This window comes from Cupriavidus sp. GW823-FHT07B10 (genome assembly GCF_058794355.1).
This window is the reverse complement of record NZ_JBXAGS010000016.1, coordinates 57,291-69,950: the sequence shown is the minus strand read 5'-3', so window position 1 is coordinate 69,950 and position 12,660 is coordinate 57,291. Positions and strand designations below refer to the sequence as shown.

The window sequence follows — 12,660 nt, the reverse complement described above, 5'->3', positions numbered from 1 at the left end:
CATCCGCGGTCCCTATGCTTGTCTCAACCCAACCGCTACAGCGCATCTGAGGAGACGAGCATGAACCAGGTCCAGCAGGAAAGCAGCCAGGCTGCCATCACGGTCGGCACCGATAACCAACCCATTCCGCGCGACACCCAGCTCGCCGCCTACAACGCCGCGTTTATCGAGCTGGGCCTGCGCTTCCGCTGGGACGCCGAGATGTATGAATGGCTGTGCGGCATCGAATGCGAGAAGGCGCGCGTGGCCCGCTATATCGAAGAACACCACGCGCACCTGCTGGCCGCCTATGACGCCGCCTTTCTGAGCGCGCTGATCTTCGAGAAGAAGAACGAATACCTGCGCGCGGTCGGTCATCTCAACTGAAGGGCCGCTCGGTTCACGGCGAGGCGCGCGAGCGGCCTCGCCTTTTTGCCTGGCCCGCATGTCCCTCAGGCGAGGTCGGCCTCCGCTGCCTTACCTGCGGGGCGGGGCAGCCGTTTGATGCGCTTGCGCGGCCTTTGCGCCGCGACCCAGAGGTCGTATGCCATCTGCATGCCGCCCCACATCTCGCGGCTCGCGCCCAGGGCTTCTTCCAGGCGAATGGCAATATCCGGCGTGATCGATGCATGACCATTCAGGATGCGCGAGAGCGTTGCGCGCGTCACGCTGATGTGCGCGGCGAACGCCGTAATGGTCATATCGTCCATGCCAGTGAGCCAATCGGCCAGCACCGCGCCGGGGTGCGGCGGGTTGTGCATGCGCGTCATGATGAAGTCCTTCAGTGGTAGTCCTGGTAATCGACGACGATGACGTCGATGCCGTCGAACATGAATGTCAGCCGCCAGTTGCCATTGACGCTGACAGACCAGGGCCGGACATGTCGCCGCCCAGTTGATGCAGCTTCCAACCTGGCACCCCCATGTCCCGGGGTCTCGTGGCGTGATCCAGCGCACCGAGCTGATTGCGCAATCTCTGCGCGTGATGCGGCTGGATTCCCGCCTTGGAGCCAGTCTCGAAGAAACGTTTGAGGCCCGCATGGGCGAAACTCTTGATCATCGATTTCCAGGTAGCAAAGAATGTATAAGCGTTAGAAGCTTGCTTGCGTTGCCGGGGACGGACTCTATCACCTGAAGCGCACTGGGAAACCAGTCGGCGGCTGCTTTTGAGCCATTACTCATTCCGCGCCTGGGGGAGCTGGCGATGTGCCGGCCGGCATGGATCCATTGCCATGCCGGCCCGGGCGCAGTCGTCGTAAGATTCGGCATCAACACTCACGCGCCCGCCACTTGCCCGGCTTGCCACCCGTTTCATGCCGACTCGACGCACCGACGAAGAATTTGCCCACGAACTGACCCGGCTGCTGAGCACCGAAGGCGTGTCGTCGCTGACCATCGGCGAGATTGCCCGACGCATGCGCTGCTCACGGCGGCGCCTGTACGAGATCGCGCCGACCAAGGAGGCGCTGTTCGTCGGCATCTGCCGCGACGTGCTCGCTGACAACCTGGAAAGGGGCTTTGCCGCGGCGCGCCGCGAAAGCGATGCGGCGCGGGCAGTGTCCGCCTACCTGCATGCCGCGCTCAACACATCGGGACTGAGCAAGGCCGCGCTGGCGGACCTGGATGCGATCGACAGCGGCCGGGCGGCATTCGACGACTACCAGCTGGCGCGCGTGCGCGGGCTTGAGAGCCTGCTCGAGGCAGGCATGCGGCAAGGGCTGATGGCGCCGCACAATCCGCGGCTGGTTTCCGAAGCGATCCTGGGCGCCGCGCACCGGCTGCGCAACCAGCAGTTCCTGAAGGAAACCGGCCTGAAGATCGGCGATGCCTTCAGCGAGTTCTACGAGATCATCCTGAACGGCCTGCTGTGCCGCGCGGACACCGGCGCGCGCTCGTCCCAGCCGCACGCCGGAAGGTAACCGCGCTCAGGCCACCTGCCTCTCCTGGCCGCCCCAGTAGCGGCCGCGGATGGCCTTGCGGTCGATCTTGCCCAGCGCGGTCAGCGGCAGCTCATCCACGAACACCACCTGCTTGGGCGCATTGACCACGCCCTTGTGCTGCGTCACGTGGCCGATCACGTCGGCCTCGGTAAGCGCGGCACCGGGCCGTGCCACGACCACGGCGGTGACCGCCTCGCCCCACTTGGGGTCGGGGATGCCGATCACCGCGGACATGGCGATGGCCGGGTGCAGCGCCAGGCAATGCTCCACCTCGCTCGGGTACACGTTGAAGCCGCCGCTGATGATCATGTCCTTGGCGCGGTCGACGATGTACAGGAAGCCCTCGCTGTCGCAACGGGCCATGTCGCCGGTATGCAGCCAGTCGCCGGCAAAGACCTTGGCGTCTTCCTCGGGCCGGTTCAGGTAGCCTTCCATCACCAGCGGACCGCGCACGCACAGCTCGCCCACCTCGCCCGGCGCGACTTCACGCAGGTCGGGGTCCAGCAGCTTGACCTGGTTGCCCGGGATCACCTTGCCGCACGAGCGCAGGCGCTCGGGGTTGTCCGGATCGTGGTCGCGCTGGCTCAGGTAGCTGATGCACATCGGCACTTCAGCCTGGCCATAGACCTGTCCGAACACCGGGCCGATGCGGCGCAGCGCGTCAGCGAGACGCACCGGCGCGATCGGCGCCGCGCCGTAGAGCACCAGCTCCAGGCTGGACAGGTCGGCCGCGTCCAGCCCGTCGCAATCGAGCAGGCCATAGATCTGCGTGGGCACCAAAAAGGTCAGGTTGATCCGTTGTTCGGCCACGCGTCGCAGGAAATCGGCGGGACTGAACTTGTCGCACAGGTAGATGGTGCCGCCGCGCAGCAGCGTCGGCAGGAACAGGCTGCCGGACGCATGCGAGATCGGCGTGGTCACCAGATAGCGGATCTGCGCCGGCCATTCGTAGCTGGCCAGCATGTACTGCAGCACCGTCACCGTGGTCCGGTGCGTATGCAGGATGCCCTTGGAACGGCCAGTGGTGCCGCCGGTATAGGCCAGCCGGCTGATTTCCGTGGGGTCGTCGCCGGGAACCACGGGCGTGTCATCGAACGCAGCCGCCGCATTGGCCAGGCCAGGCCCGAACTCGCCATCGTCCAGCGGCAGGACCTGCAGGCCGGCGCCAGCTGCCAGCACGCGCGCGCGCTCGGTGAAGCGGGCGTTGTCCACCACCAGCGCCCGCACCCCGGCATCCTGCAGCACGAAGGCGTGATCCGCTTCCGATGCCATCGGATGCAGCGACACATTCTTCAGCCCGGCCAGCTGCGCGGCGATGATGGCGGCGACCGCTTCGGCGCGGTTGCCCACCAGGAAGGCCACGGCATCCTGGCGCGCCAGGCCGCGGGCGGCAAACAGCCGCGCGACGCGCGCGCACTGCCGCGCGAGCGCCTCATAGCTCAGCGTGGTGTCGTCGCCGACGATGGCGGGCACGCCGGGCCTGGCACGCAGCGCGGCCGCATAGAGCTGGCCCACCGTAGCGCCGCCATGGACTACCGCAGCGGCCGAAGCTTGACGGCTCATGTTGTCTCCTCGGATCTGTCTTTGTCAGGGCTCCCAATGTAGGAGGCATTCGGTACTCAGTCAACGCTTTTGGTACCGAAAAGACCACGATCGGCTACGCCAAAGCGGCGCTGGAAGTGCATGCCGGCCACCTATTCGGGAAAACTCGGGGGACAATCGAGACCTGCGCGGCGGCCCCGGCCGGGGCCGCCGCGCAAACAGGAAACGGCCAGGACCAGGCCTGGCCACCGGGCCGACGCGCTGCGCGGCTGGTCCGGGATCACGGAAATGGCACGCGCCTCAGGCCTGTTCCTTGACCTGGTTTTCCAGCTCCACCAGCCGCTTCTTCAGCGCCCGCTCCTCCTGGAAGCGCACGGTCTCGTCGCGGATCACGGCGACGATGCCGGTGATGGCGCCCGCATCATCCTTGAGCAGCGCCACGGTGAAGGCGATCGACATGGCCTTGCCGTCCTTGTCGACCGCGGGCACCTTGAGCAGGTCGTGGCCGTAGCGCGTGATGCCGGTCGCCATGGTCTTGCCGTAGCCCTCCCAGTGCCGCCCGCGCAGGCGCTCAGGGATGATCAGGTCGAGCGACTTGCCCATGGCCTCGGCCTGGGTAAAGCCGAACATGCGCTCGGCGGCGGGATTCCATAGCGTGATGGCGCCCTTGGCGTCGGAGATGATGATGGCGTCGCCGATGGCGGACACCAGTTGCGCGTAATCGATCTGGTCTGTCATGGGGATTCCCTCGTTATTCCCAGGGCCGGTCGGCGCCAGCCTGTCATGGCCATCAAGGTAGCGTGCCACATGGCCACGCTGCAAGCAAAAACGCCGGGGCCCGCTATGCGCGAGACCCCGGCGTACACTCCGGCCACAAGTGCCGGCGGGCAGCGTCAGATCACCTGGGACTCGCGCAGGCGCTTGATGTCGTCCGCGCCGTAGCCCAGGCCGGCCAGCACCTCTTCGCTATGCTCGCCCAGCAGTGGCGACCCGGTGATCTCCGGCTTGAGGTCGGAGAACTTGATCGGGCTGCCCACCGTCAGGTAGGTACCGCGCTCCTTGTGCGGCACCTCGGTGATGCTGCCGCTGGCGCGCAGCGACGGATCGGCGGCGATTTCCTTCATCGACAGCACCGGCGAGCACGGGATGTCGAACTTGCGCAGGATGTCCACGGCCTCGTACTTGGTCTTGTCGGCCAGCCATTCCTCGATGGTGTTGAAGATATCGAAGATATGCGGCTGGCGAGCCTTGGCGGTGGCGTAGTTGGGATCGGAAATCCATTCCGGCTTGCCCAGCGCCTTGCAGATCGGCTCCCAGGCATGGCCCTGGATGGTGAAGTAGATATAGGCGTTGGGGTCGGTTTCCCACCCCTTGCACTTCAGCACCCAGCCCGGCTGGCCGCCGCCGCCCGCGTTGCCGCCGCGCGGCACCACGTCGCTGAAGCTGCCGTGCGGATACTGCGGGTACTCCTCCAGGTAGCCCAGGCGGTCCAGGCGCTGCTGGTCGCGCAGCTTGACCCGGCACAGGTTCAGCACCGCATCCTGCATCGACACAGCCACCTTCTGGCCCTTGCCGGTCTTGTCGCGGCCGATCAGCGCGGTGAGGATGCCGATGGCCAGGTGCATGCCGGTGTTGGAATCGCCCAGCGCCGCGGCGGACACCGTCGGCGGGCCATCCCAGAAGCCGGTGGTCGAGGCCGCGCCGCCGGCGCACTGGGCCACGTTCTCGTAGACCTTCAGGTCTTCATAGTGGTGGCCGTCGCTGAAGCCCTTGACCGAAGCCACGATCATCTTCGGGTTCAGTTCGTTGATGCGTTCCCACGAGAACCCCATGCGGTCCAGCGCGCCCGGGCCGAAGTTCTCGACCAGCACGTCCGACTCGCGGATCAGCTGCTCCAGGATCTTCTTGCCTTCCGGCTTCTTGGTATCCAGCGTCAGGCTGCGCTTGTTGCTGTTGAGCATGGTGAAGTACAGGGCATCGACATCCGGGATGTCGCGCAGCTGGGTGCGCGTCACGTCGCCGGAACCGGGGCGCTCGACCTTGATCACGTCCGCACCGAACCACGCGAGAAGCTGCGTGCAGGCGGGACCGGCCTGGACGTGCGTGAAGTCGATGATCTTGATGCCGTTGAGTGGGAGGTTCACTTTCGTTCTCCTATTGGATCAGAGGGGTGAAATTCGGGTGAATTACTTCTTGGCCGAGCTTTGCGGATTCAGATTGGTCAGACGACCGCTTTCCGTGCCAGCAGCCGGATCGATGACAGCGTTGACCAGCGTGGGCTTGCCCGAGCGCAGGGCTTCGTTCACCGCAGCCTCGAGTTCCGCCGGCGTGGTGACGTTGCGGCCGACGCCACCGAACGCTTCCATCATCTTGTCGTAGCGCGCGCCCGGGACGAACGTCGTGACCGCCGGATCCTTGCCGCCGGTCGGATTCACGTCGATGCCCTTGTAGACGCCGTTGTTGTTGAAAATGACGATGCAGACCGGCAGGTTGTAACGGCAGATCGTCTCGACTTCCATGCCCGAGAAACCGAACGCACTGTCACCGCACAGCGCCAGCACCGGCTTGCTGGTCTCGACCGCCGCGGCGACCGCGTAGCCCATGCCCACGCCCATCACGCCCCAGGTGCCTACGTCCAGGCGCTTGCGCGGCTCGTACATGTCGATCACGGCACGGGCGTAGTCCAGCGTGTTGGCGCCTTCGTTGACGAACGAGATGCCCGGGTTGGCCTTGACCACATCCTTCAGCACGTTCAGCGCGCCGTGGAAGTTCATCGGCGAGACATCCTTGGACCTGGCCAGGGTCTCGGCCATCTTCGCCAGGTTCGTGTCCCTGCGGTCGGCCACCGCGTTCAGCCACTCGGCGCCCGGCTTGGCAAAGTCATTGCCGACCTTGTCGAGGATCGCCGACACGCACGAACCAATGTCACCCACTACCGGCGCGGCGATGGCGACGTTGCTGTCCATCTCGGTCGCCGCGATGTCGATCTGGATGAATTGCTTCGGCTTGCCCCAGGTCTTGCCCTTGCCATGCGACAGCAGCCAGTTCAGGCGGGCGCCGACCAGCAACACCACGTCAGCTTCAGCCAGCACATACGAGCGTGCGGCCGAGGCCGATTGCGGATGCGTATCGGGCAGCAGGCCCTTGGCCATCGACATCGGCAGGTACGGAATGCCCGTCTTCTCGACCAGCGTGCGGATATCCGCTTCGGCGCGTGCGTACGCGGCACCCTTGCCCAGCAGGATCAGCGGGCGCTTGGCGCTCTTCAGCAGCGCGACGGCACGGTCGATCGAGTCCGGTGCAGGCAGTTGGCGCGGGGCCGGATCCACCACCTTGATCAGCGACTTGCGGCCCTTCTCGGCTTCCATCGACTGGCCCAGCAGCTTGGCCGGCAGGTCCAGGTACACACCGCCCGGACGGCCCGACACGGCGGCACGAATGGCACGCGCAATCCCGACACCAATGTCTTCAGCGTGCAGCACGCGGAAGGCAGCCTTGGCGTGCGGACGGGCGATGGCCAGCTGGTCCATCTCTTCGTAGTCACCCTGCTGCAAATCGACGATCTCGCGCTCGCTCGAGCCGCTGATCAGGATCATCGGGAAGCAGTTGGTGGTCGCATGCGCCAGCGCCGTCAGCCCGTTCAGGAAGCCCGGCGCAGAAACGGTCAGGCAAACGCCCGGCTTTTGGGTGAGAAAGCCGGCAATCGCTGCTGCGTTGCCTGCGTTCTGCTCGTGACGGAAGCTGATGACGCGCATGCCGTTGGCCTGTGCCAGACGGGCCAGATCGGTGACCGGAATGCCGGGCAGACCGTAGATGTTCTCGATGCCGTTCAGCTTCAGCGCGTCGATGACCAGATGAAAACCATCGGTTTGTGCCTGATGTTCTTCCGTGGCGTGACGCTGCAGTTCGTTTCCGACTTCTGCCATGGTTGATTCCTTCTATACAAATTGACTGGGGTTGGAATTCTTCTAATTCAGGGTGTCTTCCGCGTGGTGCTCCCGACCCGCTTGGCTTCGACGACTTCGGACATGTCTTGGTCTCCTCGTTGAACTCTTTACGGGGCGGGGCACTCTCGCCTTCTCGCCCTTCGCTGTTGCTACCCGTATGCCTTGCGGCGCCCGATCGTTTCACTCGATCTTGATGACATACGGTATGTGATATATCAGAACGAAGCAAGAAGAATTTCCCCTAGCCCTTCAAGTTTCGTCGATGCGGCGCAGCAATTTTGCAGGCAACTACGGCTAAATCAGCGTAATTTCTGAAAGCACGCGATTCATGCGCAATCGGCACAGATTTCCGGGCCATGTCGAAGCCTGGAAATCTCGCCGGGATCATGCATGAAGATATACTACATACCAAAAATTCCAGCGGCTTTATGGCTCTCTGGAACACATTGCCGCGCACTGGCGTCCTCCGCGAACACCAGCGCGCCCACTAATGGGAATGTCCTGCCCCCGCTCCGGAAGCCCGGCAGCCTACGCCAGGCTCCCCCTCTACCCTTCAGCCCGGGATTACTCCCCCTGACGCGGCGAAATGCCAGCCAGGAACGCGGTGTCGGACACGCGCACTGCCTCGGCATGCCCGGTGATAAAGCGCTTGCGCATGGGCGCCAGCAACACCTTGGCCGAGATCCCTGCCGCAATCGTCACCACCGCCGCCACCGAGAACACGGCTCCCCAGCCGCCATGCGCCGACAGGATCGATGCCAGCGGCACCACCATCGCCGCCGTGCCCTTCGCCGTGTACAGGGTGCCGGCATTGGCCGCGGCGAATTTGCTGCCGAAGGTATCGGCGCACAAGGCCGGGAAAATCGAGAAGATCTCGCCCCAGAACAGGAAGGTCAGCGCCGCGAAGAACATGAACCAGTACGGGTTGTGCCCCATCTGCATCAGCCCGAGCAGCGCCAGCCCCTCGCCGACGAAGATCACGAACATGGTGTTCTCGCGCCCGAACTTGTCCGACAGGAAACCGCACAAGGGCCGCGTAAAGCCATTGCACAGGTTGTCGATCGACAAGGTCATGGTCAGCAGCGGCAGCGTCATGCCCAGCATCGTCACCGGCATCGAGGCGAAGCCATAGTCCTTGGCGATGGGCCCGAGCTGCGCCGTCGCCATGATCCCCCCCGCCGCCACCGCGACAAAGCTCACGTAGATCAGCCAGAACACCGGCGTCTTCACCATCTGCCCCGGCGAGAACTCGACCGGGTTGGTCAGTACCGCCTTGGCCGCCACCGCGCCCTTGGGCGGCCTGGGCTTCACCAGCAGCAGTGCCAGCACGAAGATGCACACGCCCTGCAGGATGCCGAAGGTCAGGAAGGCCTTTTCATAGCCCGAGCTCTGGATCATGTTGGCGATGGGGATCACCGTAATGGCCGCGCCCGCGCCGAAACCCGCCGCCGTCAGTCCGGCCGCGAGGCCGCGCTTGTCCGGGAACCACTTCAGCGCGTTGCCGACGCAGGTCCCATAGACACCGCCCGCGCCGATGCCGGCAATCACCGCGGCCGCATACAGTTCCGGCAGCGTGGTCGCATAGGCATTCATCACCCATGCCAGGCCCGCGCAGATCGCCCCGCCCGCCACTACCGGGCGCGGGCCAAACTTGTCCACCAGCCAGCCCTCCAGCGGCACCAGCCAGGTTTCCGTCACGATGAAAATGGAGAATGCCACCTGGATGGCGGACGCGCCCCAGTGATGCTTGGCGTCCATCGGTGACACGAAGAGGGTCCAGCCGTACTGCAGATTCGCCACCAGCCCCATGCACACCACGCCAATTGCAAGCTGGATCCAACGGTTCTGCAGGCCGCGGCCGTTCACGTTGCCGTGACCGGCCGTGGCCGATACTTCAAATTGCGCCATCTGTCTTGTCTCCTGGTACTGCTTGTTTGTGCCTCGACTGGCACAACAGGGCTTTGTGGGTTGCCCTTCTCACAACTAGACCGGCGCCTGGCATTGCGGCACATGAAGTCGTGGATTGATGCTACCTGAAGCTTAATTTGACTAGTCTTAAAGTTTTTTATCGTTTCTATTTGCGATCGTTTATATATCGCGGAGCTGGCATGAATCCCCCGCCGGGCTTCCATAACAGGTTGTCTATGGGCCCATCCAGACAACAAAAGCCACCGCCGCCCCGACAAACGCGGGGCGGCGGTGGCTTCGCGGCCGCCTGAACTGCTCAGCTTGGAGACCTCGACTCGACCAACTCAGGCCGGCGCTTCCTCCAGCTGCCTCAGCAGGGCATCGACACTGCCCTTGGCGTCGCCGAACCACATCCGCGTGTTGTCCTTGTAGAACAACGGGTTGTCCACGCCCGCATAGCCCGCCGCCATGCTGCGCTTGGACACCACCACGGTGCGGGCCTTCCAGACTTCCAGCACCGGCATGCCGGCAATGGGGCTGCCCGGGTCTTCCAGCGCACCGGGGTTGACGATGTCGTTGGCGCCCACCACCAGCACCACGTCGGCCTTCTCGAAGTCGTCGTTGATCTCTTCCATCTCCAGCACGATGTCGTACGGCACGCGCGCCTCGGCCAGCAGCACGTTCATGTGCCCGGGCAGGCGGCCTGCGACCGGGTGGATGCCGAAGCGCACGGTGACGCCCTGCGCCCGCAGCCGCCGCGCGATCTCGCTGATGGTGCCCTGCGCCTGCGCCACCGCCATGCCGTAGCCCGGCACGATGATCACGTCGCTGGCGTCCTTGAGCAGGTTGCCGACTTCCTCGCTGGACACCGGCAGCACCTCGCCCTGCTCGGTCGCCGCGCCCTGTGCCTGCACCGCGCCGAAGCCGCCCAGGATCACCGACAGGAACTTGCGGTTCATCGCCTTGCACATGATGTAGCTGAGGATGGCGCCGCTCGATCCCACCAGCGCCCCGGTGATGATCAGCAGGTCGTTGCCCAGCATGAAGCCGGTGGCCGCCGCGGCCCAGCCGGAGTAGCTGTTGAGCATCGACACCACCACCGGCATGTCGGCGCCGCCGATGGCCAGCACCAGGTGCGCGCCGACCAGCAGCGCAATCACCGTCATCGCCGCCAGCGGCACCAGCCCCTGCTGCGCGTCGGGCGCGCTCAGGAAGGCATAGCCCAGCCACACGCAAACCAGCAGCGCGATGGCATTCAAGGCATGCCGCCCGGGCAGCAGCATCGGCTTGCCGCCCATGGTGCCCTGCAGCTTCAGGAAGGCGATGATCGAGCCCGTGAACGTGACCGCGCCGATCAGGATGCCAAGGTAGGTTTCCACTTCATGGATGGCCTTCTCCGCGCCGGTCAGCGCATGGCTATCCAGGTAGTTGGCATAACCCACCAGCACCGCAGCCAGGCCGACGAAGCTGTGCAGCACCGCCACCAACTGCGGCATCTGCGTCATTTCCACGCGCCTGGCCAGCATGGCACCGGCGATGCCGCCCACCAGCATCGCGCCGATGATGATGGCGATGCCGTCCGGGCTGCCCGCCAGCACGGTGGTCAGCACCGCGATCACCATGCCGGCGATGCCCAGCAGGTTGCCGCGGCGCGCGGTGCCGGGGTGGCTCAGCCCGCTCAGGCTGAGGATGAAGAGCGCGCTGGCGCCCAGGTAAGCGATATTGCTGATTCCGGATGGCATCCCTGTCTCCCCGTCTCTAGTCCCGCTGGAACATCTTGAGCATGCGCTGCGTCACCAGGAAGCCGCCGGCGATATTGATGGTGGCCAGCAGCACCGCGCTGCCGGCAATCACCGCCGTCAGCAGCGACGGCTTGCCCAGCTGCACCAGCGCGCCCACCACGATGATCCCGCTGATGGCATTGGTCACGCTCATCAGTGGCGTATGCAGCGCGGCGGTGACGTTCCACACCACCTGGTAGCCGACAAAGATCGCCAGCACGAACACCGTGAAATGCGCCATGAAGGCCGGCGGCGCGACCGCGCCCAGGCCCAGCAGCGCCGCCGCCGCGATGGCCAGCGCGATCAGCGTCGCGCCGGTGCGGCTGCGCGGCGGCTCGGCCTCGGCCTGCACCGGCGGCGGCGCGGCCGGCGCCTGCTGCTGCGGGATCGCCACCGTCAGCGGCGGCGGTGGCCAGGTCACCGTGCCCTGGTGCAGCACCGTGGCACCGCGGATCATCTCGTCGTCCATGTCGACCACGAGCTGGCCGTCCTTGCCCGGCGTCAGCTCCGTCAGCAGGTGGCGGATATTGGTGCCATAGAGCTGGCTGGCCTGCGCCGCCATGCGGCTGGGCAGGTCGGTGTAGCCGATGATGGTGACGCCGTGCTGCCGCACCGCCTCGCCCGGAACGGTCAGCACGCAGTTGCCGCCCTGCTCAGCAGCCAGGTCGACCACCACGCTGCCGGCGCGCATCAGGCCCACCGTGCCGGCCTCGAGCAGCTTGGGAGCGGGCCTGCCCGGGATCAGCGCGGTGGTGATGATGATGTCGACCTCGCGCGCCTGTTCGGCAAAGAGACGCATCTCGGCTTCGATAAAGGCCGGGCTCATCTCCTTGGCATAGCCGCCGCTGCCGCTGCCGTCCTCTTCGATCTCGACGGTCAGGAACTCGGCGCCCAGGCTTTCGATCTGCTGGCGCACCACCGGCCGCGTATCGAAGGCGCGCACCACCGCACCCAGGCTGCGCGCCGCGCCGATGGCCGCCAGCCCCGCCACACCCGCGCCGATCACCAGCACGCGCGCCGGCGGGATCTTGCCCGCGGCCGTGATCTGTCCGGCAAAGGGCCGCCCGAACGCATGCGCGGCTTCGATCACCGCGCGGTAGCCCGCCATATTGGCCATCGAGCTGAGCGCATCGAGCTTCTGCGCGCGCGAGATGCGCGGCACGCAGTCCATTGCCAGCACGGTTGCGCCGCGCTGCGTCAGCCGCTCCAGCATCGCCATCTGCTGCGCCGGCCAGACAAAGCCGATCAGCGTGGCATGCTTCTTCAGCAGCGCCGCCTCTTCCACGCCCAGGCTGGGATGGACCTGCGGCGGGCGCACCTTGATCACCACGTCGACCGAGGCCCACAGGCTGGCCGCGTCGACAATGGCCGCACCGGCGGCGCTGTAGTCAGCGTCGGAGAACGACGCTTCCTGGCCGGCGCCGCTCTCCACCACCACCTGGTAGCCGAGCTTGAGCAGTTCCCTGACCGAGTCGGGCGTGGCGGCAACGCGCCGCTCGCCCGGGTGGACTTCGCGTGGCACACCGATCGTCATTGGCATGGCATTCACCGTTTTTTGGAAGGA

Annotated in this window: 10 protein-coding genes and 1 pseudogene; 2 read left to right on the top strand and 9 right to left on the bottom strand. The window is 65.5% G+C overall.

The features are described 5' to 3' along the window. The first annotated feature begins 60 nt into the window (after positions 1-60). Complete coding sequence (locus AC1Q6V_RS26500; RefSeq protein ID WP_010810209.1) at positions 61-366, top strand: HAD family hydrolase; 306 nt, start codon at positions 61-63, stop codon at positions 364-366. 65 nt (positions 367-431) lie between these two features. Here AC1Q6V_RS26500 and AC1Q6V_RS26495 read toward each other — a convergent pair whose 3' ends face one another. Next, on the bottom strand, positions 432-749 hold the full coding sequence (locus tag AC1Q6V_RS26495; protein ID WP_454750925.1) for a HigA family addiction module antitoxin: 318 nt from the start codon (positions 747-749) through the stop codon (positions 432-434). Positions 750-760: 11 nt separating this feature from the next. Continuing rightward, a pseudogene (locus AC1Q6V_RS26490) lies at positions 761-1,038 on the bottom strand (type II toxin-antitoxin system RelE/ParE family toxin). A gap of 253 nt (positions 1,039-1,291) precedes the next feature. On the opposite strand from AC1Q6V_RS26490, the gene AC1Q6V_RS26485 reads away from it, so the two are divergent. Next, positions 1,292-1,897, top strand: coding sequence for a TetR/AcrR family transcriptional regulator (locus AC1Q6V_RS26485; protein ID WP_010810212.1), 606 nt, complete (start codon positions 1,292-1,294; stop codon positions 1,895-1,897). Between the two features lie 6 nt (positions 1,898-1,903). On the opposite strand, the gene AC1Q6V_RS26480 is transcribed toward AC1Q6V_RS26485, so the two are convergent. The 7 genes from AC1Q6V_RS26480 to AC1Q6V_RS26450 all read right to left on the bottom strand — a co-directional run bounded on the left by AC1Q6V_RS26480 (position 1,904) and on the right by AC1Q6V_RS26450 (position 12,636). Then, on the bottom strand, positions 1,904-3,481 hold the full coding sequence (locus tag AC1Q6V_RS26480) for an AMP-binding protein (protein WP_492344503.1): 1,578 nt from the start codon (positions 3,479-3,481) through the stop codon (positions 1,904-1,906). Positions 3,482-3,760: 279 nt separating this feature from the next. Beyond that, positions 3,761-4,198, bottom strand: a complete 438-nt coding sequence (locus tag AC1Q6V_RS26475) for a PAS domain-containing protein (protein WP_011617422.1) — start codon at positions 4,196-4,198, stop codon at positions 3,761-3,763. A gap of 155 nt (positions 4,199-4,353) precedes the next feature. Continuing rightward, complete coding sequence (frc, locus tag AC1Q6V_RS26470) at positions 4,354-5,604, bottom strand: formyl-CoA transferase (RefSeq protein ID WP_010810215.1); 1,251 nt, start codon at positions 5,602-5,604, stop codon at positions 4,354-4,356. A 42-nt stretch (positions 5,605-5,646) separates the two neighbouring features. After that, on the bottom strand, positions 5,647-7,386 hold the full coding sequence (gene oxc, locus AC1Q6V_RS26465) for an oxalyl-CoA decarboxylase (RefSeq protein ID WP_010810216.1): 1,740 nt from the start codon (positions 7,384-7,386) through the stop codon (positions 5,647-5,649). Between the two features lie 585 nt (positions 7,387-7,971). Beyond that, positions 7,972-9,315, bottom strand: a complete 1,344-nt coding sequence (gene oxlT, locus AC1Q6V_RS26460) for an oxalate/formate MFS antiporter (RefSeq protein ID WP_454750927.1) — start codon at positions 9,313-9,315, stop codon at positions 7,972-7,974. Between the two features lie 344 nt (positions 9,316-9,659). Further along, a complete protein-coding gene (gene pntB, locus AC1Q6V_RS26455; RefSeq protein WP_010810218.1) occupies positions 9,660-11,057 on the bottom strand; it encodes a Re/Si-specific NAD(P)(+) transhydrogenase subunit beta in 1,398 nt (465 codons plus the stop codon). A 16-nt stretch (positions 11,058-11,073) separates the two neighbouring features. Continuing rightward, positions 11,074-12,636 carry a Re/Si-specific NAD(P)(+) transhydrogenase subunit alpha gene (locus tag AC1Q6V_RS26450; RefSeq protein WP_037023416.1) on the bottom strand — a complete coding sequence of 521 codons (1,563 nt, stop codon included), beginning with the start codon at positions 12,634-12,636 and terminating at the stop codon, positions 11,074-11,076. Between the last annotated feature and the right edge of the window lie 24 nt (positions 12,637-12,660).

Coding starts and splice junctions, on each gene's coding strand:
- AC1Q6V_RS26475 (WP_011617422.1), bottom strand. CDS start 4,198: ATGACAGACCAGATCGATTACGCGCAACTGGTGTCCGCCATCGGCGAC.
- AC1Q6V_RS26485 (WP_010810212.1), top strand. CDS start 1,292: ATGCCGACTCGACGCACCGACGAAGAATTTGCCCACGAACTGACCCGG.
- AC1Q6V_RS26495 (WP_454750925.1), bottom strand. CDS start 749: ATGACGCGCATGCACAACCCGCCGCACCCCGGCGCGGTGCTGGCCGAT.
- oxlT (WP_454750927.1), bottom strand. CDS start 9,315: ATGGCGCAATTTGAAGTATCGGCCACGGCCGGTCACGGCAACGTGAAC.
- AC1Q6V_RS26500 (WP_010810209.1), top strand. CDS start 61: ATGAACCAGGTCCAGCAGGAAAGCAGCCAGGCTGCCATCACGGTCGGC.
- pntB (WP_010810218.1), bottom strand. CDS start 11,057: ATGCCATCCGGAATCAGCAATATCGCTTACCTGGGCGCCAGCGCGCTC.
- AC1Q6V_RS26480 (WP_492344503.1), bottom strand. CDS start 3,481: ATGAGCCGTCAAGCTTCGGCCGCTGCGGTAGTCCATGGCGGCGCTACG.
- AC1Q6V_RS26450 (WP_037023416.1), bottom strand. CDS start 12,636: ATGCCAATGACGATCGGTGTGCCACGCGAAGTCCACCCGGGCGAGCGG.
- oxc (WP_010810216.1), bottom strand. CDS start 7,386: ATGGCAGAAGTCGGAAACGAACTGCAGCGTCACGCCACGGAAGAACAT.